The following is a 21,152-nucleotide window of genomic DNA, read 5'->3' on the forward strand; positions in this document are numbered from 1 at the left end:
CCGGGCCCCAAACAATTATTAACCCCCCCTCCCCGGGGGGGGGGGGTGGGCCGGGGGCCCCCCCCCCCCACCACGCTCGCGTGAGCGCTGAATGGAATTCACGCCGGCCGACGGCCGGCAGCCGAAGGGAACACAACATGGACACCAACCGAGACGACGATGCGAACCCTCGCGAGGACGACTCGGGTCACGCCGGAGAAGCAGCTGAACCTGAGCGCATCTTCAAGACGTTCAAGGCGCTCGAGCTGATCCGCGGTTTCACCGACCGAGCGCTCGGCCTTCTGTGCATCGTGCTCTTCGTGGTGCTCGTCGTCGTTGTCACCTGGCAGGTCGTCTCGCGCCAGGTTCTGAACGATCCTGCGCCGTGGACAGAAGAAGCCGCCAGATTTACGTTCGTGATCCTGGCGCTTCTGGGCGCTGCACTGGTCTTCTCAGAGCGCGGCCACATCGCCGTCGAACTGCTGGTGTCCAAGTTTCCGCGAACCGCACAGTTAGCCGTCGCCGTGGCAGTCGAAGTGACGATCATCTTCTTCGCCATCCTGGTATTCGTTGTCGGTGGCTACCGCGTCGCCGAGAACGCCTGGGATCAGCAGATCTCGACCCTGCCGTTCACGGTCGGCCAGGTTTACATGGTGCTGCCGCTCACCGGCCTTCTCATCACCTTCTACTCGATTTACCACCTCATCGCGGTCCTTCTCAACGGAGAACGGCCACTGCCGTCCGTTGAAGAAACCGCGGAAGTGATCTAAGGCGCCTCATGGATACTCTGACAATCACCACAATCGTCCTTCTCGGCGGTATTGCCATCGGCATCGCCCTTGGCCTCCCCGTCGCCGTTGCCATGGGCCTGCCTTCTGCACTCGCCATCGTCATCCTCCTGGGCTGGGAGGGTGCTGCGCTCACGTCAGCCCAACGCGTGTTCTCCGGCAGCAACTCGTTCGCCCTCCTCGCCATACCGTTCTTCATCCTGGCCGGCGGTCTGATGACCAACGGCGGAATCGCGTCGCGCCTCATCGACCTCGCCCAGGTCGTCGCCGGACGGCTTCCGGCCTCACTGGCACAGACGACGGTCGTGGCCAACACCATGTTCGGTGCCGTTTCGGGCGCGTCGGTCGCCTCCGCTGCCGCGGTCGGAACCGTCCTCGCCCCGCCGATGAAGAAGAACGGCTACGACCCGGCTTTCTCCGCCGCTGTCAACGCGGCCGCCTCACCCGCAGGCATGCTGATTCCGCCGAGCAACACGTTCATCGTCTATTCGCTCGTGTCGGGAACGTCCATCGCTGCGCTGTTCATGGCCGGCATCGGTCCCGGCTTGCTCTGGTCTGCCGTCTGCTTCGTCATGGTGGCGTTCTACGCTCGCAAGCACCCGGAGCTCAAAAGCGCCTACCGGCCCACATTCCGGCAGGCGGTCACCGTCTTCCTGCGGGCGCTGCCTGCGCTCGCGCTCATCGTCGTCGTCATCGGCGGCATCCTCAGCGGGTTCTTCACTGCGACGGAATCCGCGGTCATCGCCGTTCTCTACGCGCTCGTTCTCGGTCTCGTCCAGCGCACACTGCCGATCCGCGAATTGCCGAAGGTCATCCTCGACGCCGCGAAGACGACATCGATCGTGATGTTGCTGATCGGTGTGTCCGGGATTCTCGCGTGGGTGCTGTCGTACTCACGCATCCCGGAGACGATCAGCAAGAGCCTCCTGGGATTCACGGACAACCCGGCGATCATCCTCGCCATCATCATGGTCGTGCTTCTTCTCGCTGGCACCATCATGGACCCGACGCCGGCGATCCTGATCTTCACGCCGATCTTCCTGCCGGTCGTGACATCCGTCGGGGTGGACCCGATCCACTTCGGAGCGATGATGGTGTTCAACATGTGTCTCGGCAACATCTCGCCGCCGATCGGCAACAACCTGTTCGTCGCGGCACGCGTCGGGAACGTGAAAATCGAGCCAGTGATCGGCAAAATGATGCCGTTCTTCTGGGCGTTGTGCATCGCGCTGCTGATCGTCACGTACGTTCCGGAACTCTCCACCTGGCTCCCCACGCAGCTGGGATTCATCTCCAAGTAGCGGGAGCGGATTCACTCGTTCCGGACGAAGGCATGCGGTACGCCGCGTGTTTTCGTCCGGAACGAGTGAATTGGTGCTGAGGGAAGCGGGGAGCCTCAGTAGACGAAGCGGAGAGCCAGGGCGCAGCCGATGGTCTGCCCCTCGATCTCGGTATAGTCCAGGAGTTCGCCGGTCGTGACTTCTTCTCGCGCGTCGAAGAGCTCAGCCGCACGTCGGGCCACGAGGGCCGTGTCGACGTCCCCGGTGATGTCGACGGCATTGATGGTGAGGTTGACACCGTACTCGTTCGTGGCCAGCCGGCTGATCCTGGCGATCACCGATTGGACCTCCCGGTCCATGCGCACCTTCTGCGATGCATCCGTGCCGCGTGCGAGAACAAGGACCTGAGCGGGTTGCGCGAGCAGAGGGAGCAGCCGGCGGAGGGTTCCGAACAGCGTCTTGGCGAGATCCTTGCGTGCCGCACGGTCGGCGAGGCTCGCCGCGTCGATCGTCAGGACGACACCGGTCGCCTTGTTTTCGTGCAGAGATGCCGCGCACGCCGAGATCTCGTGAGCCCGGACCGCGTCGACGCCGTGATGCGCGAGTTCCCCGAGGATTGCCTCGAACGTGGAATCGGCATCGCCGAGAACGAGCACGCGATTGGGGGCCGTACCGTAGTCCGCCCGTGAGGACAGACGAGAAGAAACATCCGAGCGCTCGCCATTGACGCTCTCTGTGTCGGGCCATTCGGGCTCGACCAATGCCACGAGCGTTGACGTTTCGCCGGCCGACCTGACTTTTCCGAACACGAGGGACGAGCTTACACACCCCCTATGGGAATGCAAGCGGAGCGCGATACGGATGCCTGGAGGCGGTTCTCAGAGTCCGCTGATCAGTCCGGAAACCGACGCGAGTGCGTTCGGCGTCAGGCTGTAGTACGCCCACGTTCCCCTCTTCTCGCGCTCGAGATACCCGGCGTCGACGAGGACCTTGAGGTGGTGCGAGACGGTCGGCTGGCTGAGGTCGAGTGGTTCCGTGAGCTCGCAGACGCAGGCTTCGGAATCCTCGTGCGACGCAACAAGGGAGAGCAGTCGCAACCGCGCCGGGTCTGCCAGTGCCTTGAGCGACCTCGCGAGTATCTCCGCACCGGCGGCATCCATCGGTTCCCGAGTGATCGGCGTGCAGCACGCAGAGATGTCCGTGACCGGCAGCGACCCGGTTGGCGACATGGGAAACCAACTCTCTGATATTGACAACGGTCGATGTATTGCTCACACTGTATATCGACAAGGATCAATATACTACCCGTCGGTTGAGTGGCGAGAAAGTCGAGAAACTCCGATGAGCATCGCTGAACTGCCCTCCCCGACCGTTCCCGCGTCGCGGAAGCTGGACGGTCTTCCGGTTGTCGTCATCGGCGCGGGTCCCGTCGGTCTCGCCGCCGCCGCGCAGCTGCTTGAACGCGGGGTGCAAACGCTCGTCCTTGAAGCCGGGGAGTCGGCGGGGGCATCCGTTCTCGCCTGGGGTCACACGAGGCTTTTCTCGCCGTGGGAATACCTCGTCGATGAGGCCGCCGGCCGGCTCCTCGACAAAGCGGGCTGGCAGGCGCCCGCAGCGAAGAAGCTGCCGTACGGCAGGGAACTCGTGACAGAGTATCTGCTGCCACTGGCGGCGACCTCGGAGCTGGCCCCGCGCATTTCATACGGCAGCACAGTCACCGATGTGTCCAGGCGAGGCATGGACCGCACCCGCTCCACCGGCCGCGGTTCGACTCCTTTCCTGTTGCGGATCCGCCGCGGCGGCGCCATGGTCGAGCAGTTGGCTCGCGCCGTCATCGACACGTCCGGGACCTACGGCACCCCGAACGGGCTGACCGCCGGCGGCCTGATGCCCACCAACTTCGACAGCGTCCGGCAAAATATCAGCCATGCCCTCCCGGATGTGCTTGGTGCCGATCGGGCTCGATTCGCCGGCAAGCACACCCTTGTTGTCGGAGCGGGCCACTCTGCCGCCAACACGCTTCTGGGGCTCGCCGCACTGGCCAGACAGGACAGCGGTACCACCGTCGGCTGGGCGATCCGCGGCGCAAGCCCCGTCCGTGTCTTCGGCTCGGAGAACGATGAACTTGCGGCCAGGGGGCAGCTGGGAAGCTCCATCCACGAGCTCGTCCGGCAGAGCAGGATCTCGTTGATCGACTCCTTCGAGATCGATGACCTTCACCCGGCTGCCGGGGACCGCGTCGTCGTCGAAGGCCGCCGCCGCGGCGAACCCGTCTCGATCGAGGCCGACCAGGTGGTCAACGCCACCGGTTTCCGCCCTGACCTCGACATGCTGCGGGAGATCCGGTTGTCGCTCGACGAAATCGTAGAGGCGCCTCGAGCTCTCGCGCCGCTGATCGACCCGAACTCGCACAGTTGCGGCACCGTCTACCCGCATGGCGTCGCCGAACTCGCTCATCCCGAACCAAACTTCTTTCTCGCGGGCATGAAGAGCTACGGACGAGCGCCCACGTTCCTCCTTCTGACCGGATACGAGCAGGTTCGCTCGATCGCCGACGAACTCGCCGGGAACCACGGTGCTGCCCGCCGGGTGCAGTTGGTCCTGCCGGAGACGGGCGTCTGCTCCTCGGCATCCGTCGGGGAGTCCGGCTCCGCCTGCTGTAACTAGCAGACGCCCGCCACCCCGGGGGGCGACGCGAACGAGGGCCTGCTTTCGGCGACGCGGGATTTCTGGAACACTTCTGTCATCGTAGAAATCCGCTACGGCGGTGGGGCCGGTTCGGTTCCCTTCTCGGGTGCCGGACGGTTCAGAGAGGGGAGATCCGATGCCGGATCCCAATGTGATCCTCGTCGGGGTCGTGCCACGCCAGCTGACCCCTGTACTGGAGACTGCTGCTGAGTTCGCATCGAAATTCAACGCCATGCTCGTCTGTGCACGAGCCGATCCCAGCCGCTATGTCGTCGAGCGGTTCACGGATGGTCGGTTCACATCGATGCCGATCGACCCGGATCTGGCTGACCTTCGCGTCGAAATCTTCGATGAGTCTCTGCGGGACCGGATCGCTTCGATTCTCGAACCCACCGGCACCCGGTGGAGCGTTCAGCCGCTCGTGGGGGATCCGAGCCACGAACTGGCGGCGCTCGCTGACCGCGTCGACGCACTGATGATCGTCGTCGGAACCCGTGCCCCCGGGTTCCGTGGCACTCTGCAGGAGTTCTTCACCGGCTCCGTCGCCGCTCAACTGGCTCACCGGCAGCACCGGCCGCTCGTCGTCGTGCCCAACCCGGACACGCGCACCAACGCCCCGCCGCCCTGGGAGACCGGGGAGTGAGCGCCGGCCCACCAGCACAGCCTCTCCCGGTTCGACCGCTGCACCTGCAGCCGGCACTTCTCGGACTGGTTCTGCTCGGCGGAACCCTCGGCACCGCTGCTCGAGAGGGCCTGGTTTTGTCCGTGCCGCCGCTCGGGTCCTTCCCCGCAGCGATTCTCTTGATCAATGTCGGTGGCGCCTTCGCGCTCGGCGCCCTGCTCGAGGGTGTCGTCGACGGGGGATCACGAACAGGCTGGGCTCGGAGCATCCGCCTCTTCGCCGGCACCGGATTCCTGGGCGGGTTCACCACCTACAGCGCGCTCGCCTCAGGGACCGACCTGCTGCTGCGTGCCGGCGACGTGGTTCCCGGCATCCTCTACGCCGGAGGCACCCTGCTGCTCGGCCTGTTAGCGGCAGGCGCAGGAGTTGTTGTCGTCGGGTCCGTGCGTCGCCGGGCTGTGGTGGGCAGGGCATGACACCGATCGTCTTCGTGGCGGTGGCGCTCGCCGGAGGGACCGGGGCTGTTGCACGGTTCCTGCTTGACGGGTTCCTGCAGTCGCGAGCTACCTCCTACCCGCTCGGAACCCTTGTCATCAACGTCTCCGGATCATTCCTGCTCGGGCTCGTCACGGGGCTGGCTCTCTCCGCTCTGGTGCCGTCGCCGGTGTTCCTCATTCTCGGATCCGGGTTCCTCGGCGGTTACACGACGTTCAGCACGGCGAGCGTCGAGTCGGTGCGGTTGATCCAGGCGCGCCGCTACGGCGTCGCTCTCGTCAACAGCGTCGGGATGCTGGTTCTCGCTGTGCTCGCCAGTGCAGCCGGGTTCCTGCTCGGCAGTTTTTGAGAGTGCGTCAGGCTGAGGCGCGAGCGGGGCTCGCCGCCGGAACGAACCGGCTCTGCCCCGCCAGATAACGGCCCGCGAAACCAGCCAGCAGCGAGCCGAGCCCGCCGGCGGCGAGATCACCGACCGTGTCGTTGTACCCGACAAAGATCGTCTGATCGATGTAGGTGTGGCCCACCCACTCGACGAGTTCCCACATCACCCCGGCCGCGAGCCCGAACACCGTCGTCAGGGTGACGATCGAACTCAGGAGGACGCTGCTGTTGCCCGAGTCGGCGATCACTCCGCACCTCATCGCGAGGACGTAGATTACCGCAGCGGTCAGACCGTTCAGAACGAAATGGACGAGGATGTCCCAGTAAGCGATGGATTCGTAGAGGTCGAGCAGCGCACTCCACGCGGCCACGAGCACGGTGACGCCGAAGGCGGCGTCGAGCGCCGGGCGGAGGCCGAGAAATCGCGGGACCACGAGACCGAGGATCCCCAGCGCGAAGACCGCGACGTCGACGGCCGACCAGCCGGCGAACGCGACGACGATGCTGAGCACGCCCACGACGCGGACCCCGTCCGCCGCAAGTTCAGCGGGCCCACGAGGAGCCCGCAGGAACGTCTCGATCATTGCCACAGGATATCCCGTTCGCTCAGCGCGGCACCGGTCTCAGAACGTGAGGCGCGCCTGCACCGGCTCATGGTCGGAAGCCGCCGCACCCTGGAACCGCGCAGCGTTGATCCCGACCGCCTCGACAGTCACCGACCCGGTCACCAGGATCCAGTCGATGCGCTTGCCGCCCTGCTTCGGCCGCCGGTACCCCGAATAGGTTCCCCACGCGGGCGTCAGGCGTTCCTCAGCAGCCATCCAGGCGTCACGGAGCGGGCCGCTGGTGAGGATCCGGTACGGGGCCGATCGCACGCCGGCGTTCATGTCGCCGAGAACGATCGCCGGAACATCCGTCGCCTCGACCAGGTCGTTGAGCATCTTCGCCGAGCGGGCACGTGAGGTGCGAGAGAAATGGTCGAAGTGGGCGTTGAGGACCGAAAACCGGATGCCGCTGGCCACGTCGGTGAGGTCGGCGGACACCACGATCCTGGGCAGCATGTTGCCCCACGACCGGGATCCGGCGACGTGCGGGCTGTCGGAGAGTGCCCGTTGCGTCCAGTCGTTGAGGGTCAGACGGCGGGTGTGGAAGAAGATCGCACATTGCTCACCGTCTCCGTCGGCGTTGCGTCCGCGCCCGATCTGGCGGTAGTCGGGCCCGAGCGCCTGGCTGACGAACTCGACCTGGTCGGGCAGCCCCTCCTGAATCGCGAGAAGGGTTGGCATCTCGCGTTGCAGCAGCGTCTGGAGATGCGGTCTCCGACGGGTCCACAGGTCGGGGCTGTGCTGGGTCACGTGAGCCATCCGCCGACGGATGTTGTAGGTCATGACGTGCAGACCCGGCGGCTCCACCGGACCGATCATCGCGGCATCCGTCATGGGTCCAGCGTACGGGCTGGCCGACACCGCCTCACGCTGTGGACTTTTCATGGCGCACACTCAGCGGCGCCGGGCGACAGCCCTCACGACGGCGAAGACCAGGCCGCCGGCCGCGATCCACGGACCCGCGACCAGGATCGGGTCGATCCACTGGTGCTTCAGGTCGGCGCGATTCCTGCCCACCCGGGAGGCATAGCCGTGGCGGGTCAGCTCGCTGCGCACACCGGTCTCGGTGATCGGGTTGTCCGGGCGGAGGCTCACAAAGGAGCGGAGGTGACTCTCCACGGCATCGACCCGGTCGGATGCCAGCAGGATCAGCCAGTGGGCGGCTTGCGCCTCGCTGTACGTGCGGTAGGCGTACCTCCGCATCACCCCTGACAGTCCTTTGAGCGGTGACGAGGTGCCGAAAACCGGCGGGAGGAACTTGTGCTCGATCGATCGCTCCCGAGGCCGCTTCTCGGGCTGGCGTTCGGGGAAGTCCCAGTGCGCACCGGTCGCTCCGGGGTCGAAGCGCTCCCTCGGCACGGCCGGACGGTTCTTCGGGTCGAGGTCGGCACCCCAGCCCGGGATGCGGGCCCGCAGCTCCTCGTTGGACTCGCGTCGTTTCGGCTGCTCGGCGGTGTAGGGCATGTCTGCTCCCTTCGAATACGGCTAAACGGTGGCGCTCGGCACGATGACCGGCTTGATGCAGTCATCGAGCTTGGCCGAGAAGATGTGGTACCCCTCGGCGATGTGCTCGAGAGGAATGCGGTGGGTGACGATGTCGCTCGGCTTCAGGTACCCGCTCTGAATGTGCTGGAACAGTCGCGGCCACTGCCGCTTCACCGGGGCCTGATTCATCCGCAGGGTCAGGCCCTTGTTGAAGGCGTCTCCGAACTTCACGGCGCTGAACATGGGCCCGTACGCGCCCATCACCGAGACGGTGCCGCCCTTTCGCACGGAGTCGATCGCCCAGTTCAGCGCGACCGGCGACCCGCCCTGCAGCTTGAACTTGGCCGACGTCAGGTGCTGGATCACGTTGCCGTCTGCCTCAGCCCCGACCGCGTCGATCGCGACATCCGCGCCCAGGTACCCCGTCGTCTTCTTCATCTCCACGACGATGTCGTCGTATTGGGCGAAGTTGAAGGTTTCAGCATGGGCGAAGCTGCGTGCCTTCTCGAGCCGGTAGTCGAGGTGGTCGATCACGAGAACCCGCCCGGCGCCCATCAGCCAGGCCGATTTCGCGGCGAACAGGCCGACGGGTCCGGCGCCGAAGACGGCGACCGTGTCTCCTTCACCGATATCGCCGAGCTGCGCGCCGAAATACCCGGTCGCGAGGGCATCGGTGCACATGAGCGCGTCCTCGTCGTCCATCCATTCCGGGATTAACGCGGGCCCGACATCCGCGAACGGAACGCGAACGAACTCTGACTGGCCGCCGTCGTACCCGCCGCAGGTGTGCGAATAGCCGTAAATGGCGCCGACGGCAGTGGCGTTCGGGTTGACGTTGTGACAGTTGGAGTAGAGGCCCCTGGCGCAGAAGTAGCAGGAGCCGCAGTAGACATTGAACGGGACCATCACGCGGTCGCCGCGCTTGAGGTTCTGCACCGACGAACCGACATCATCGACGACGCCGATGAACTCGTGGCCAAAGGTCATGCCGACCCGGGTGTCCGGCATCATGCCGTGGTACAGATGCAGGTCCGATCCGCAGATCGCCGCAAGAGTAACCCGGACGATCGCGTCGTTGGGGTGCTGGATGGGCGGGATGTCCTTCTCTTCGACTCGGACCTTGTACGGCCCGCGGTACACCATCGCGCGCATCGCCATCCTCCCGCTGTTCTGTCGTCGTTCCGTTCCGCCGTGAGGGCAAGCGTGGCCGTGCGTCGTGGATGCGACAAGGGGGTTGTGGCGGACCGGGCCCAGACTTATACGGTGGGCAGATGGGCAGTATCTCAATCGGAACATCCGGGTGGAGCTACGACCACTGGGAGCACGTGCTGTACCCGGAGGGGCTGCCGCGATGGCATCGGCTGGCGCACTATGTCGCCCGGTTCGACACCGTTGAGCTGAATGCGAGCTTCTATCGCTGGCCGAGGGATGCCTCGTTCGCCAGCTGGCGCACCCGGCTTCCCGCAGGGTTCAGGCTTTCGGTGAAGGCTCCGCGTGGACTCACGCACGGAAAGAAACTGTACGAACCGGACGCCTGGATCGACCGCATCGCGAGGAGCTGGCACGAACTGGGCGACAAACGGGCGGTGCTGCTCGTGCAGTTGCCGCCCGGAATGGTGCGTGATGATGCCAGGCTCGACTACTTCCTCGGCCGCGTTCCGGACTGGATCCCGGTGGCCGTTGAGTTCAGGCACGCGAGCTGGAACGACGAGGCGGTGTTCCGCCTGCTCGAGGCGCACGGCGCCGGGTATTGCGTCATGAGCGGGGCGAACCTTCCGTGCATCCTGCGGGTCACCTCCCCGGTTGCGTACGTGCGCATGCACGGTCCGGATCACGACCACCTCTACGGCGGTTCGTACTCCGACGACGACCTGCGGTGGTGGGCGGATCGCATCCGCGAGTGGCGCGACAGCGGCACGGATGTCTACGTCTATTTCAACAACGACGGCGGCGGCAATGCGGTGAGAAACGCCGACACCTTGCGGGCTCTGGTGACCTGACGATCCGGATGGAGGAGAAATGATGGCAACGACGTTTACGGTTGGCGACCATGTGCGCTGGAACTCGGAGGGTGGTGAGGTCGATGGGCGCATCACGAAGGTGCACACCACAGACGTAGAGTTCAAGGGCCGTACCCGCCGGTGTAGCCCTGAGGACCCCCAATACGAAGTCACCAGTGACAAGACCGGGCACGACGCCATGCACAAGGGGAGTGCGCTGACGAAAATCTGACCGTTCGAGGTGTTCATCGACGAGCGGCTCCGCCCCGGTTACGACGAGCGGCTCCGCCCCGATTACTCAGTCGAGACTTGCGCTTCGGGTGCCTCGGTAGGCTGAGTCGCATGAGTCGGTTCGGGCCTCTCGAAGCGCGCGGCAGTTCCCTCGTTCTCGGGGACCGCGGCGGTCATCATGCCGAATTGACGGCATCCGCTCGTGACAATTGCCGGCGGTGGAACCGTGCTGATGCCACTCACTCGACACCACGCGGGCGATGAGTGATGCCCACCGCCGACAACGAACGGATCGCTGCGGAGATCCGCGCCCTTCTCGACCGCGCCGTGGAGCGGCTGAGCGCGGCGGGTGCGCGCACTGAGGCGCTCGCCGAGTACGTTCCCGAGCACCGGGTTCTGCTTGTTCCGCGTCCGGCGGTGCTGCGGTCGAGAGGGCGCGTCTGGCGACTCGGCGTATTCCTCCTCGGCGAGGACGGCACGCTGTACGAGACGGGGCAAGCCACTCGTGCGCTGGAGCCGGGGCGCCCGGGCTACCAATCCCAGTCAGCGGAGCAGCGCCGCGCGTACCGCGCCGCGGCATCCCGGGGGCGATTCCCGCACGGCGACACCGTCAACTTCGATGCGGCGCCCGTGGCGCTCGACGTCGATGAGCTTCGGACGTCGCCCAGCCGCCTGTTCCTCGACGGCGATCGGCCGCGAGTGCGCTGGAACGCCACCGCCGGCGATGCGGAAGCTGTCGACCTGGCGTCGTACCTCGACGATCGGGTCGAGCTGCTGGCGGAGCCGCCCGCCGGGGCGTGAAGGGGGGGTCGGCGGGTGGCGGTGAGCTGGGGCCGCTTGAGATCCTCTCCGAGAAATCGAGGATCGCCCTTCAGGCGCGGATGAGCTTCGCCGCGTTCCAGCCACGCAAGCACTGGCTGAACGGCCACCTCGTTCTCATGAGGCGGGCGGAGCATCCGCTCATCACGCGGGTACAGGAATCTCGCCGCGGAACGTCGTGCACGCGTTCCGGCTGACCAACCCAGAGCAGCTCGATCCGGCGTTTCTGGAGCTCCTGCACGAGGCCTACGACGTCGGCTTGCAACATCATCGCTCGAGGCCCGGAGTCGAATAGGCTGTATCGCCTAGCGCGCCGCCCATCGGAGTTCGGTGCCGCGCATCCCACCCACCCCTTCTGATCGGCGACGCCTGTGTCCACTTCCTTGAACGCCCCAAACGCTAAGGCCGCATCCCCCGCTTTTCCGTGGATCGGCCTGCTCACGCTCGCCGGCGCCATCTTCGTGTCGGTGACAAGCGAATTCCTGCCGACCGGACTGCTGCCCGAGATGGCCGCCGAGCTGGATGTCAGCCTGTCGACGGCGGGGTTGCTCGTCACCGTCTTCGCAGGCACCGTTGTGGTCGCCACAACACCGCTCGCGGCGCTCACCAGAAAGTACTCGCGCAAGGGCCTCGTCTTTGTCGTCCTGCTCGTCGTCGCCCTGGCCAACGTGCTCGCCGCGATCGCCCCGACGTACGAGATCCTCGTCGGCGCCCGCATCCTGGGCGGGCTCGCGCACGGATTGTTCTGGGCGGTCGTTGCGGCGTATTCCGCCCATCTCGTGCCGAAGCACCAGCTCGGCAAGGCGGTCGCGATCACCTCGGGCGGAGCGTCCGCAGCTTTCGTGCTCGGTGTCCCGGTTGGGACGGCGCTCGGGCACGCCCTCGGCTGGAGGGTGGCCTTCGGCGTGATCGCGGCGATCGTCGTGCTCCTGGCACTCGCCGTGGTGAAGTACCTTCCGCCGGTTGACCACCACGTGCCGGTCAAGACCGGCGAGATCCGCGTGCCGATGTACAAGGACCGCAGCATGCGCGGAGTGGTGCTCCTCTGCGTCGTGATCATGATCCTGCTCACGGGCCAGAACACGTATTACACCTACATCGCACCGTGGCTGATCGAAGCCGCCGGCTTCCCAGAGACTTCGGTCGCCTTCCTCCTCTTCCTCTTCGGCGGCGCGGGTGCGATCGGGCTCGTGCTCGCCGGCTTCGCCTCCGACCGATTCCCCAGACGTGGTTTCGCACTCGCCCTGATCGCCGTCATGGCTTCGGTGTTCGTCCTCGCCGCCTGGTCGGCGAACACCGTCGTGGTTGTCGTCGCGTTCGTGGTCTGGGGGGTCGCGTTCGGCGGGATCCCCGCCATGCTCCAGACCCGGATGCTTCACACCGCGTCGTTCCGGACGCGCGACCTTGCTGCCGCGCTGCAGACCACCGCGTTTAACATCGGTATCGGCGGAGGCGCCTTGCTCGGCGGTGTCCTGCTGGATCGAAGCGGCATCCAGTCGCTTCCGATCGCCCTGATCATTTTCCTCGCAATCGGCCTTACCCTGATGGTCGGCACCGATGCGTTGCGATCCGCTCGGGCTCGACGCCTCCAGCACTGACAGAGAAGGACACCATGGGCCACTCCCACGCTCACGAGAACCATGACACGTCACCCGAGGCGGTGGCCACGCGCCGACGCGCGAACCGGCTGCTCGCCGCCATTCTGATCCCGATCACTCTGGCCACGATCGTCGGGATGTTCCTCCTGTGGCCGTCCGGCACCAGCAGCGACGTAGAAGTCGGTAACCCGTACTCGGCCGCGCAGGGCGCAAGTTTCCAGATCGGTACCGTCGAGCGTACGAGCCTCGCCCCATGCCTGTACCCGTCCACAGAGGCGAGTGTCGACCAGAAATGCATTGTCACGCATCTGGCGCCGGACCGGGGAGGCGCTGCCGTCGCCGTCGAAGTGCCCCCGGAGGTCAGTCGGGAAGCCGACGTGAACATCGGTGACCGAATCCGTTTCCTCGACCTGGGGTCCAGCGCGGGTGAGGGAGCCCAAACCCGCTACTCATTCATCGATTTCGTTCGGACCGTCCCGATGGCCCTGCTCGCAGCGGTCTACGCGTTCGTCGTGGTCCTCGTCGCGCGATGGCGCGGCTTCCGTGCCCTTCTGGGGCTGGCCGGTGCATACGCTGTCGTTGCCTATTTCATTATTCCGGGGCTCGTCGAGGGCTCGTCGCCGATGCTGCTCGGGCTCGTGGGTTCGAGCGTGATCATGATCGGGGTGCTCTATTTCGCCCATGGGTTTTCGGCTCGGACCTCGACGGCGCTGCTGGGGACGATCTTCGGTCTCGTCACCACGTCGCTTATCGCGGCGTGGGCGACAGGGGCGGCGCACCTCACCGGACTGAACGACGATGCCGACTACACCCTCTCCTATGCCAGCGGATCGATCTCGCTCTCCGGGATCCTCGTTTGTGGCCTGATCATTTCGGGCCTGGGGGTGCTCAACGATGTGACCATCACCCAGTCGTCGGCCGTGTGGGAGATGCACGAACTGGCCCCCGAGTCGAGCGCCAGGCGCCTGTTCGCAGGAGCCATGCGGGTGGGACGTGATCACATTGCTTCAACGGTGTACACGATTGTTTTTGCCTACGCGGGCGCCGCCCTCCCACTGCTCATCCTGCTTTCGCTGCAGGACCGGCCCTTCGTCGACACGATCAGCAGCGGTGAACTGGCCGAGGAGATTGTGCGCACCCTCGTCGGGTCGATCGGGCTTGTTCTCGCCATCCCGGTCACGACGGGGATCGCTGTGCTCGTCGTGAAAGCGGTGGGCACGAGAGGTGTGGTTTCCACCGCTGAACCGAGAAGGCCGGTCGTCGACGCGACGGACGAGCCCACCGGTTCACGCGCGCTCGCCGAAGAAGGCTTTCCCGCGGCAGATGTGCCGATCACCAGGCGGGTTCTGCGCCGGGAGGCTGCCGTGGAGGGGCGGGCCCCGTCTGGTTCCTCGGGCTTGGACGGTTAGGACAGCGGAGGTCTCCGGCGGGAGTTCAGGCTCCGCTCGGGGACTTCTTCGAGTCCTGGAGCGGAAAGACCACCTTCTGCACGATGATGATCGCGGATGCGGCAACGGGGATCGCCACGAGCGCCCCCAGCACGCCACCGATGGCGCCACCGGCCACGGCGGCGATCACGACGAGTGCACCGGGCACGGCGACGGCTCGGTTCATGATGCGTGGGCTCAGAACGTAGGCCTCGATCTGCATGTAGATGAGGTAGTAGATGCCGGCGAACAGTGCGGTCACCGGTGAGACGAACAGGCAGATCAGGGTGTTGATGACCGAGGCGGTGAGGGTGCCGACGAGCGGGATGAGCGATCCGAGGAACGCGATCATCGCCAGCAGGAACGGGAGCGGTGCCCCGATGATCGACAGGAAGATGAGGCTCAGGATGCCGTTGAATGCGGCGAGGCTGAGCTGACCGACGACATAGCGGCCGACCGCCCCGGTGATCTCCTCGGTGATCGTCGCAAAGCCGACCCGACGGTACTCGGGCACGAAGCGGTAGGCGACGCCCTTCATCGAGCGCAGTGATGCGAGGAAGTAGAGCGTGAGGATCAGGACGATGATCGCACCGGTCACGCCGCTGGCGACGCCGGCACCGACCGCCGCGAGTCCGCCGCCGATCGCGACGAGGTTCTTCGGGTCGCTGATGAACTCGATGGCGCTGGAGAGAGCATCGCTGATGCTGAGTGATCCCCCGAAGGCACCCTCGAGACCCTTGATGAAGTCGCTCCCCTCGATTTCCCTCTGCACGCGAGGGAAATCGTCGACCAGATTGGATGCTTGTTCGACGAGCACGGGGATCACAGCGAACAGGAGAGCGGCGAAAATTCCGAGCACCGCAAGAACGACAAGGGCGATGGCGACACCGCGCTGGATGCGCTTCTCCAGCCAGGTGACGAGCGGGTCAAGCCCGAGGGCCAGGAACAGGGCGAGACCGATATAGATGAGGACGGTGCCCAGCTGGCCGAGGATGCCGCCGATGAGCATCGCGGTGAGCACGCCGAGCCCGCCGACAAGGCCGATGCGGAACGCAGCGATGCTGAAACCAGCTGCCCCGGCACCGCGTTGGACGGCGACGTCCGGTTTGACATCGGTTTGGTTGATCTCGGCTGTCTGTTTTCTCTTGCGCATGGTCCCCACACCCTCGTTCGAGCCCGTTGGCTCTCGGCTCACGCCTGCCTAATATCGTGCCGCACGACGCCCCCGCTCTGGTCCGGCTCGCCGCAACGATTCTGGTGGATATAGCCAGGTCAGCCCACGGGCGATGCGGGCCGCAGCATCCGGATCGCCGTCAGGTCGGTTCCCTGGTGCGGTCGCGCATCTCGGATGCCGTCGGGAGTGAAGCCGTTCCGGCGGTAGAAGCGCTGAGGCTCTCTTCGACGGAGCATCCGTTCCCACATTCCGATCCGCCGTGCTTCGGTGGAGTGCTCCCAGAACTCCGGCGGAACGAGTTCCTCGTACGTTTCGACCCAGCACTGCTGGTGGACGCGGCCCCGGTCGGCGGCGTCCTCGAGAGACGGTTCGCGCAGTAATCCGGCCATGAATCACGACGCTACGCCCTCGACGACGGTCATACCACCCGAACTGGGATGGTCCTCTCAGGAAGGATCAAGTACCCTCGGTTGAACCCGAAAGTCAGGCGCGGATCATTTCACCGCCGCCCGCCCTACGAACGTTTGCGTCAGGAAGACCGCGCGGAGCATCCAAAAACGGATGCCGCGGGGCCGATCGCTGCCACGCACGGAGATATTTTTGATGAGTGACGAGACCAGCCGAGAGCCAGACAACGGCAGCGGCGGCGACTCTGCCCTCGACTCGACGACCGCCCTCCCCACCCGCAGGAGCCTGCGCGCTGCTGCCCGCTCGGCCGCCGCAACCGGCGCGCCCGCGGAGGAATCGGCCGTCGTTCCCGTCGAGCAGCAAGCCGCCGTTGAAACACCCGAACCGATCGAGACCGATGACCACGACGAGCCGGCTGAGGCCGCTCAACCCGTCGTAATGGTCGATGTCGAACCGGCCGTCGACCCCGCAACCGCTGCCGTGCCGACGGCCACCATCCCGGTTCCATCCCGCGCTCAGCTGGCGGCGCGGGTGGCAGCCACCCCGGCGCCGGCATCGGTCCGATCCGTCCCCAAGCAATCTCGCTGGAAGTCGATCCGGTCCATGCTGATCGTCGCCATCGCTGTTCCCTCGATCTTCGGCACAGTGGCACTTCCTGCCTACGCCTTCACGTCGGAGGAGGCGGCCTCGGTCGCTCCGATCCACGACACGGGCGCCCAGTCGCTCACCGTGCCGACCTGGACCCGCCCCGCGCTTGCACGAGACGGCTATTCCGCGACATCCGCCGAGGAGCTCCAGGCGGCAGCAGCCGCGAAGGCGGCTGCTGAGGCGGCTGCCGAGGCGGCCAAGCTCGCGGCCAGCCGCCCCAAGGCATCCGACAGCAACGCCAACGCGGACTACTCAGCGTTCGTGGGTGGCGACGGCACCTGGATCCGGCCCGTGGCGGCAGCGATCTCATCGCCTTACGGCCCTCGCGGGCTGATCTGTAACGGCGCCGGCTGCTCCAACTCCTTCCACGACGGCGTCGACTTCGGTGCCAGCTGCGGTACCCCGGTCAAGGCGGTCTCCGCCGGCCGGGTCACCTTCACCGGCTCGGCCGGCGCATACGGACAGCGTGTGATCGTCGACCACGGCGGCGGAGTGGAGTCCATCTACGGACACGTGCAGAGCGGCTCATTCAAGGTCTCCTCCGGCGAGCTGGTCGAAGCGGGCACCATCGTGGCGAACGTCGGCGCTACCGGCGTCGTGAGCGGCTGCCACCTCGACCTCAAGATCCGTATCAATGGCGACTTCACCAACCCGGTGCCGTTCATGGCGGCAAAGGGCGTCAAGCTCTAGTTCGCTCCCGTCTTCGTTGACGACGTGAAGATCGCGACCGCGACTGAGGCCAGCCACCCGGACCTCTGGAACGAGGAGTACTTCGGTTCCCCGCTGCGCGTGCGGGTGAACCTGCACGGCGGCCCGTCGCCGCAGTACTGCGTCTGCCTGCCTCAGCACCCAAGGACTGGACTCAGTCGCTGGACTACCCGTCCCGAGCGTGACGCGATGCGACAGGTTCGCGAGATGGGCGCGTATGTCGGGGTCCATACGCCCTAACATGGTCATCACCCTCGCCGATAGTTGGATAAGACCAACGACGAGGAGTGCTCACGCATGAGCGAAGCCGACATCGCACTCCTGCCCCGCGCAGCGAGTGCACTTACCGACGGGTCCTGGAAGTTGGACGACATGGGTGCAAATGAGCTCTCCGCGCTGATCTGGCGGGAACGGGAGCTGCTCGAACTGCTCGTGTTCAAACTCGAAGTGCAGCAGCTTCTGCTGACCACGGGCAAGACCAGGTGGCTGCACCACGCCACCAACGAAATCGAGCAGGTGGTCGCGAGCCTCCGGGACGTCGGGCTCGCCCGCAGCGTCGAAGTTGCCGCGGTTGCCGAGAACTGGGGGACGAGTGAAGACGCCACGCTCCGCCACCTGGTCGACCACGCGCCCGCCGGCGCCTGGTCCGACATTTTCGCAAGCCACCTGTCGGCTCTGACACAACTCACGGCCGACATCACTGTGCTTCGTGACACCAACGAGCGGATGCTCAGGGCGGCTTCCCGGTCGACCCAGGAGACGCTCGCCCAAACCCCAGCCGACTCGGGCGTCTACAACGCAAGCGGTGCCGCCGACGCTCAGGCCGCCTCCGCCCGCCTTTTCGACAAGGACCTGTGACGCCGACGATGAGCACCTTCAGCGGATTGAACACCGCGTACACCGGACTTGTCGCTGCACGGCAGGGGCTCGACGTCGTCGGCCAGAACATCGCCAACTCGAACACCGTCGGCTACACCAGGCAGCGAATCACGACGAGCGCCGTCGGCGCGCTCGGCTTGGTGGGGCCGCTTGCCACGGCCCAACAGGGAGGCGGTGGGGTCTCAGTCGATTCGATCGCGAGACTCGGCAGCGTCTACCTCGACGCCCGGGTTCGGTCGTCGGCCGGGCTGGCCGGGTACTCCGCCGTTCGGGCCAACATCCTCTCTGACATCGAGTCCTCGCTCCGCGAGCCGGGCGAGAACGGACTCTCTGCCCAGCTGCAGGAGTTCTGGGCATCCTGGCAGGGCCTCTCCAACAACGCCGGCACCCCTGCGGCCGCCGGCATCGTGCTCGAGCAGGCCGGTGTGCTGGTATCGCAGATCGCTCGCGGCTATGACGAGATGGAAGCGAAGTGGGCTCACGCGCGGAGCGAGCTGGGCGGCATGGCCGACGAACTCAACGCTGCGGCCGGCCAGGTCGCCAACCTCAACGTGACGATTCGCTCGACTCTCGCTGCAGGCGGATCCGTCAACGAACTCGTTGACCAGCGCAACGCGCTCACCACCACCATGTCCGCGTTGACGGGTGCGACGGTCGCTGAGCGCCCGGACGGCACGATCGATGTGCTCCTCGCCGGCAACGCGATCGTCTCAGGCGACACCGTTCGGCCGGTCGCCGTCGTTGGGGCCTACCGCCTCGATGGCACGGCGGCTGCGCCCGTGCGGCTCGAGTGGGCCCACCGCCCCGGCAGCTCCGTCGCGTTGACCGGCGGCGAGATCGCCGGAGCCGTATCGGTGCTCGCCCCCAGCGACGCCTCGAAGACAGGGGGCGTGATTGCCGAGGCGGCCCAGTCGTACAACGACCTCGCCTCAGCGCTGGCGAGCCAGGTCAACGCCGTCCACCGCAACGGTGTCACGGCGACCGGCGAAACCGGTGTCGACTTCTTCGCCATCGCCCCGACCGTCCCTGCCGCTCGGGGACTGTCGGTCGTGCCGAAAGACGCAAGCGGAATCGCCGCCGCGGCGCCCGATGCCGGTGGGCTCGATGGCTCGATCGCCGATGCCATCTCTCAACTCGGCACAGCCGCAGCATCCCCCGACACGATCTGGACCGGTTTCGTCACCCGCACCGGTGTCGTCGCGCGCACCGAACTGCAGCAGGCCGCCCTTGCCGAGCTCGCGGCGGCATCCGCGTCGAACGCTCAACTGGCGAACGCCTCCGTCGACCTGGACGAGGAGAACGTCAGCCTGGTCATGTTCCAGTCCGCGTATCAGGGCGCTGCCCGCGTGATGACAGCGGTCGACGAAATGCTGGACACCCTCATCAATCGCACCGGAATAGTCGGGAGGTAGATCGTGATCCCACGGGTGACGAACCAGACGATGATGCGCTCAGCGCTGTCCAACCTGCAGTCCAACATGACCCAGATGGCAAAACTGCAGCAGCAGGCGTCGAGCCAGAAACTCATCGGCAGGCCATCTGACGACCCGACGGGCACGGCGAACGCCCTTGCGATCCGCGCTGAGCAGCGGGCCAACGAACAGTACGGTCGTAACATCAGTGACGGCAACGCCTGGCTGACCACCGTGGACTCCGCCCTCTCCAACGCGACAGTTCTCCTGAACAAGATCCGCGACCTCACCGTGAAAGGTGCGAACGACGGCGCGCTCTCTCCAGCGGCGAAAGAAGCCATCGCTGTCGAGCTGGAGAGCCTGCAGTCCGAGCTGCTCAGCGAGGCGAACACCACCTACCTCGGCCGCTCCGTGTTCGCGGGCAACTCCGATGCCGACGCGGCATTCACGTCGGCGTTCGAGTACACCGGCGCTGCCGGTTCGAGCGTCGAGCGCCGGATCAGCTCAGGGACGACCGTGCGGGCGGATGCCGACGGCGCCGCTGTCTTTGGTGTGGGCAGCGAGTCTGTCTTCGCCCTGGTTCAGACCATCGTGAGCGACCTGCGCAGCGGTACCAATATCGGTAGTTCTCTCGCTGCGATCGACGGGCACCGGCAAGCCCTCCTTGGCCAGCACGCCACGGTTGGTGCCCGCCATGCCGAAATTCAGCGGGCCATGGAGGTCAACATGGAAAAATCTGTGTCACTTGAAGCGCAGCGCTCCGAAGTGGAGGATGTCGACCTCGCCAGGATCATCCTCGATCTCCAGGTGCAGCAGGTGTCGTACCAGACCGCCCTCGCCGTCACTGCGCGGGTTCTGCAGCCGACACTGATGGACTTCCTCCGATGAGCGCGCTGAGCTTCCTCGTTCCGCCGCCCGGGCTCGAACCGCTGGTGGATTTCACCCTCGTCGAGACCGATGGCGCGCCCGGCCTGTACTCGCTCACGGCGACCGCAGAGGCTGGGCCTCGGCTGTTCGTCCTCGACGCCGGACTTCACCTCCCGCGGTACCAGCCGACGATCACCGACGCGCAGTGCGAGCTGCTCGGACTCGAGGCTGCCGAGGACGCGTCAGTGCTCGTCGTGATCAACCCGGGTGAGAACGAGGCGACGACCGTGAACCTGATGGCTCCGATCGTCCTCAATCGTGTGACTGGCGGATGCGCCCAGGTCATCCTTGAAGGTCAGGACTGGCCGCTGAAGGCCGAACTCGCGACGGTCGCCAGATAGTTCTGGTTCAGCCGGCGGTTGGTGGCAGGTAGCCCAGCGCAGCCTTGATGCGATCCTCAGCAGATGGGTGAGCCTCCACGGCGGCGCGGTTGGCGTCCGTGACGGCCTGGACGATCTCGTCGCGCTGGATCCTGACGCCCGACGGTGCTTCGATCCCGATCCGGATGCTGTCGCCGCGCGATTCGAGGAAGGTCACGACGACGTCGTCGCCGATGAGGATCCGCTCGCCGGGTTTGCGTGTGAGAACTAGCATCCGC

The 21,152-nt window shown here is 65.9% G+C and carries 25 protein-coding genes; 16 read left to right on the forward strand and 9 right to left on the reverse strand.

The annotated features are described in order from the left end of the window. Positions 1-137: 137 nt before the first annotated feature. Both ACLQ62_RS03475 and ACLQ62_RS03480 read left to right on the forward strand, forming a co-directional pair. Complete coding sequence (locus tag ACLQ62_RS03475) at positions 138-749, forward strand: TRAP transporter small permease (RefSeq protein ID WP_411720274.1); 612 nt, start codon at positions 138-140, stop codon at positions 747-749. 8 nt (positions 750-757) lie between these two features. Beyond that, entirely contained in the window at positions 758-2,068 is a 1,311-nt protein-coding gene (locus ACLQ62_RS03480; RefSeq protein WP_411720275.1) for a TRAP transporter large permease, read from the forward strand. A gap of 95 nt (positions 2,069-2,163) precedes the next feature. On the opposite strand, the gene ACLQ62_RS03485 is transcribed toward ACLQ62_RS03480, so the two are convergent. Both ACLQ62_RS03485 and ACLQ62_RS03490 read right to left on the reverse strand, forming a co-directional pair. Continuing rightward, entirely contained in the window at positions 2,164-2,814 is a 651-nt protein-coding gene (locus tag ACLQ62_RS03485; protein ID WP_411720276.1) for a hypothetical protein, read from the reverse strand. Positions 2,815-2,925: 111 nt separating this feature from the next. Then, a complete protein-coding gene (locus tag ACLQ62_RS03490) occupies positions 2,926-3,276 on the reverse strand; it encodes an ArsR/SmtB family transcription factor (RefSeq protein WP_411720278.1) in 351 nt (116 codons plus the stop codon). Positions 3,277-3,388: 112 nt separating this feature from the next. Between ACLQ62_RS03490 and ACLQ62_RS03495 the strand changes: the two genes are divergently transcribed. The 4 genes from ACLQ62_RS03495 to crcB all read left to right on the forward strand — a co-directional run bounded on the left by ACLQ62_RS03495 (position 3,389) and on the right by crcB (position 6,201). Beyond that, positions 3,389-4,714 (forward strand): FAD-dependent oxidoreductase, encoded by a 1,326-nt coding sequence (locus ACLQ62_RS03495; protein WP_411720280.1) that lies wholly within the window; start codon positions 3,389-3,391, stop codon positions 4,712-4,714. Positions 4,715-4,871: 157 nt separating this feature from the next. Beyond that, on the forward strand, positions 4,872-5,378 hold the full coding sequence (locus tag ACLQ62_RS03500) for a universal stress protein (RefSeq protein ID WP_411720281.1): 507 nt from the start codon (positions 4,872-4,874) through the stop codon (positions 5,376-5,378). Beyond that, complete coding sequence (locus ACLQ62_RS03505) at positions 5,375-5,833, forward strand: fluoride efflux transporter FluC (protein WP_411720282.1); 459 nt, start codon at positions 5,375-5,377, stop codon at positions 5,831-5,833. Before ACLQ62_RS03500 ends, ACLQ62_RS03505 begins: the two co-directional genes overlap by 4 nt. Continuing rightward, on the forward strand, positions 5,830-6,201 hold the full coding sequence (gene crcB, locus ACLQ62_RS03510) for a fluoride efflux transporter CrcB (RefSeq protein ID WP_411720283.1): 372 nt from the start codon (positions 5,830-5,832) through the stop codon (positions 6,199-6,201). Before ACLQ62_RS03505 ends, crcB begins: the two co-directional genes overlap by 4 nt. Before the next feature lie 7 nt (positions 6,202-6,208). On the opposite strand, the gene ACLQ62_RS03515 is transcribed toward crcB, so the two are convergent. Genes ACLQ62_RS03515 through ACLQ62_RS03530 form a run of 4 tightly spaced genes read right to left on the reverse strand, consistent with a single transcriptional unit; the run spans position 6,209 to position 9,475 of the window. Next, entirely contained in the window at positions 6,209-6,817 is a 609-nt protein-coding gene (locus tag ACLQ62_RS03515) for a hypothetical protein (RefSeq protein ID WP_411720284.1), read from the reverse strand. Between the two features lie 39 nt (positions 6,818-6,856). After that, on the reverse strand, positions 6,857-7,723 hold the full coding sequence (locus tag ACLQ62_RS03520; RefSeq protein WP_411720285.1) for an endonuclease/exonuclease/phosphatase family protein: 867 nt from the start codon (positions 7,721-7,723) through the stop codon (positions 6,857-6,859). A gap of 9 nt (positions 7,724-7,732) precedes the next feature. Next, positions 7,733-8,302: a hypothetical protein gene (locus ACLQ62_RS03525; RefSeq protein ID WP_411720286.1), complete on the reverse strand. Its 570-nt coding sequence runs from the start codon at positions 8,300-8,302 to the stop codon at positions 7,733-7,735. Positions 8,303-8,323: 21 nt separating this feature from the next. Then, positions 8,324-9,475 carry a zinc-dependent alcohol dehydrogenase gene (locus tag ACLQ62_RS03530; protein WP_411720287.1) on the reverse strand — a complete coding sequence of 384 codons (1,152 nt, stop codon included), beginning with the start codon at positions 9,473-9,475 and terminating at the stop codon, positions 8,324-8,326. Positions 9,476-9,594: 119 nt separating this feature from the next. Between ACLQ62_RS03530 and ACLQ62_RS03535 the strand changes: the two genes are divergently transcribed. From ACLQ62_RS03535 to ACLQ62_RS03555, 5 genes are all read left to right on the forward strand, one after another. After that, entirely contained in the window at positions 9,595-10,323 is a 729-nt protein-coding gene (locus tag ACLQ62_RS03535; RefSeq protein WP_411720288.1) for a DUF72 domain-containing protein, read from the forward strand. 19 nt (positions 10,324-10,342) lie between these two features. After that, positions 10,343-10,555 (forward strand): DUF2945 domain-containing protein, encoded by a 213-nt coding sequence (locus tag ACLQ62_RS03540; RefSeq protein WP_411720289.1) that lies wholly within the window; start codon positions 10,343-10,345, stop codon positions 10,553-10,555. Between the two features lie 266 nt (positions 10,556-10,821). Next, positions 10,822-11,355 carry a hypothetical protein gene (locus ACLQ62_RS03545; RefSeq protein ID WP_411720290.1) on the forward strand — a complete coding sequence of 178 codons (534 nt, stop codon included), beginning with the start codon at positions 10,822-10,824 and terminating at the stop codon, positions 11,353-11,355. 389 nt (positions 11,356-11,744) lie between these two features. Next, the gene (locus tag ACLQ62_RS03550) at positions 11,745-12,971 is read left to right on the forward strand and encodes an MFS transporter (RefSeq protein WP_411720291.1); all 1,227 of its coding nucleotides are present in this window, start codon (positions 11,745-11,747) and stop codon (positions 12,969-12,971) included. 14 nt (positions 12,972-12,985) lie between these two features. Continuing rightward, positions 12,986-14,380, forward strand: coding sequence for a YibE/F family protein (locus tag ACLQ62_RS03555; protein ID WP_411720292.1), 1,395 nt, complete (start codon positions 12,986-12,988; stop codon positions 14,378-14,380). Between the two features lie 25 nt (positions 14,381-14,405). Here ACLQ62_RS03555 and ACLQ62_RS03560 read toward each other — a convergent pair whose 3' ends face one another. Together ACLQ62_RS03560 and ACLQ62_RS03565 are read right to left on the reverse strand one after the other, a co-directional pair. Next, positions 14,406-15,551 carry an AI-2E family transporter gene (locus ACLQ62_RS03560; RefSeq protein WP_411720293.1) on the reverse strand — a complete coding sequence of 382 codons (1,146 nt, stop codon included), beginning with the start codon at positions 15,549-15,551 and terminating at the stop codon, positions 14,406-14,408. Between the two features lie 119 nt (positions 15,552-15,670). Beyond that, on the reverse strand, positions 15,671-15,961 hold the full coding sequence (locus ACLQ62_RS03565; RefSeq protein ID WP_411720294.1) for a hypothetical protein: 291 nt from the start codon (positions 15,959-15,961) through the stop codon (positions 15,671-15,673). Positions 15,962-16,175: 214 nt separating this feature from the next. Between ACLQ62_RS03565 and ACLQ62_RS03570 the strand changes: the two genes are divergently transcribed. The 5 genes from ACLQ62_RS03570 to ACLQ62_RS03590 all read left to right on the forward strand — a co-directional run bounded on the left by ACLQ62_RS03570 (position 16,176) and on the right by ACLQ62_RS03590 (position 20,895). Continuing rightward, on the forward strand, positions 16,176-17,318 hold the full coding sequence (locus tag ACLQ62_RS03570) for a peptidoglycan DD-metalloendopeptidase family protein (protein ID WP_411720295.1): 1,143 nt from the start codon (positions 16,176-16,178) through the stop codon (positions 17,316-17,318). Positions 17,319-17,633: 315 nt separating this feature from the next. Further along, a complete protein-coding gene (locus ACLQ62_RS03575) occupies positions 17,634-18,194 on the forward strand; it encodes a flagellar protein FlgN (protein ID WP_411720296.1) in 561 nt (186 codons plus the stop codon). Beyond that, positions 18,191-19,627 carry a flagellar hook-associated protein FlgK gene (gene flgK, locus ACLQ62_RS03580; RefSeq protein WP_411720297.1) on the forward strand — a complete coding sequence of 479 codons (1,437 nt, stop codon included), beginning with the start codon at positions 18,191-18,193 and terminating at the stop codon, positions 19,625-19,627. The genes ACLQ62_RS03575 and flgK overlap by 4 nt, the downstream gene beginning before the upstream one ends. Before the next feature lie 15 nt (positions 19,628-19,642). Further along, the gene (gene flgL / locus ACLQ62_RS03585) at positions 19,643-20,515 is read left to right on the forward strand and encodes a flagellar hook-associated protein FlgL (RefSeq protein ID WP_411720298.1); all 873 of its coding nucleotides are present in this window, start codon (positions 19,643-19,645) and stop codon (positions 20,513-20,515) included. Then, the gene (locus tag ACLQ62_RS03590; protein WP_411720299.1) at positions 20,512-20,895 is read left to right on the forward strand and encodes a flagellar assembly protein FliW; all 384 of its coding nucleotides are present in this window, start codon (positions 20,512-20,514) and stop codon (positions 20,893-20,895) included. Before flgL ends, ACLQ62_RS03590 begins: the two co-directional genes overlap by 4 nt. A 7-nt stretch (positions 20,896-20,902) precedes the next feature. Here ACLQ62_RS03590 and ACLQ62_RS03595 read toward each other — a convergent pair whose 3' ends face one another. Next, a complete protein-coding gene (locus ACLQ62_RS03595; protein WP_411720300.1) occupies positions 20,903-21,148 on the reverse strand; it encodes a carbon storage regulator in 246 nt (81 codons plus the stop codon). Between the last annotated feature and the right edge of the window lie 4 nt (positions 21,149-21,152).

The sequence above is a fragment of the Mycetocola sp. genome, from assembly GCF_046716805.1.
Lineage (GTDB): Bacteria > Actinomycetota > Actinomycetes > Actinomycetales > Microbacteriaceae > Mycetocola_A.

Coding starts and splice junctions, on each gene's coding strand:
- ACLQ62_RS03480 (WP_411720275.1), top strand. CDS start 758: ATGGATACTCTGACAATCACCACAATCGTCCTTCTCGGCGGTATTGCC.
- ACLQ62_RS03495 (WP_411720280.1), top strand. CDS start 3,389: ATGAGCATCGCTGAACTGCCCTCCCCGACCGTTCCCGCGTCGCGGAAG.
- ACLQ62_RS03540 (WP_411720289.1), top strand. CDS start 10,343: ATGATGGCAACGACGTTTACGGTTGGCGACCATGTGCGCTGGAACTCG.
- crcB (WP_411720283.1), top strand. CDS start 5,830: ATGACACCGATCGTCTTCGTGGCGGTGGCGCTCGCCGGAGGGACCGGG.
- ACLQ62_RS03555 (WP_411720292.1), top strand. CDS start 12,986: ATGGGCCACTCCCACGCTCACGAGAACCATGACACGTCACCCGAGGCG.
- ACLQ62_RS03520 (WP_411720285.1), bottom strand. CDS start 7,723: ATGAAAAGTCCACAGCGTGAGGCGGTGTCGGCCAGCCCGTACGCTGGA.
- ACLQ62_RS03570 (WP_411720295.1), top strand. CDS start 16,176: ATGAGTGACGAGACCAGCCGAGAGCCAGACAACGGCAGCGGCGGCGAC.
- ACLQ62_RS03595 (WP_411720300.1), bottom strand. CDS start 21,148: ATGCTAGTTCTCACACGCAAACCCGGCGAGCGGATCCTCATCGGCGAC.
- ACLQ62_RS03525 (WP_411720286.1), bottom strand. CDS start 8,302: ATGCCCTACACCGCCGAGCAGCCGAAACGACGCGAGTCCAACGAGGAG.
- ACLQ62_RS03475 (WP_411720274.1), top strand. CDS start 138: ATGGACACCAACCGAGACGACGATGCGAACCCTCGCGAGGACGACTCG.
- ACLQ62_RS03500 (WP_411720281.1), top strand. CDS start 4,872: ATGCCGGATCCCAATGTGATCCTCGTCGGGGTCGTGCCACGCCAGCTG.
- ACLQ62_RS03535 (WP_411720288.1), top strand. CDS start 9,595: ATGGGCAGTATCTCAATCGGAACATCCGGGTGGAGCTACGACCACTGG.
- ACLQ62_RS03575 (WP_411720296.1), top strand. CDS start 17,634: ATGAGCGAAGCCGACATCGCACTCCTGCCCCGCGCAGCGAGTGCACTT.
- ACLQ62_RS03545 (WP_411720290.1), top strand. CDS start 10,822: ATGCCCACCGCCGACAACGAACGGATCGCTGCGGAGATCCGCGCCCTT.
- ACLQ62_RS03515 (WP_411720284.1), bottom strand. CDS start 6,817: ATGATCGAGACGTTCCTGCGGGCTCCTCGTGGGCCCGCTGAACTTGCG.
- ACLQ62_RS03490 (WP_411720278.1), bottom strand. CDS start 3,276: ATGTCGCCAACCGGGTCGCTGCCGGTCACGGACATCTCTGCGTGCTGC.
- ACLQ62_RS03530 (WP_411720287.1), bottom strand. CDS start 9,475: ATGCGCGCGATGGTGTACCGCGGGCCGTACAAGGTCCGAGTCGAAGAG.
- ACLQ62_RS03565 (WP_411720294.1), bottom strand. CDS start 15,961: ATGGCCGGATTACTGCGCGAACCGTCTCTCGAGGACGCCGCCGACCGG.
- ACLQ62_RS03590 (WP_411720299.1), top strand. CDS start 20,512: ATGAGCGCGCTGAGCTTCCTCGTTCCGCCGCCCGGGCTCGAACCGCTG.
- ACLQ62_RS03560 (WP_411720293.1), bottom strand. CDS start 15,551: ATGCGCAAGAGAAAACAGACAGCCGAGATCAACCAAACCGATGTCAAA.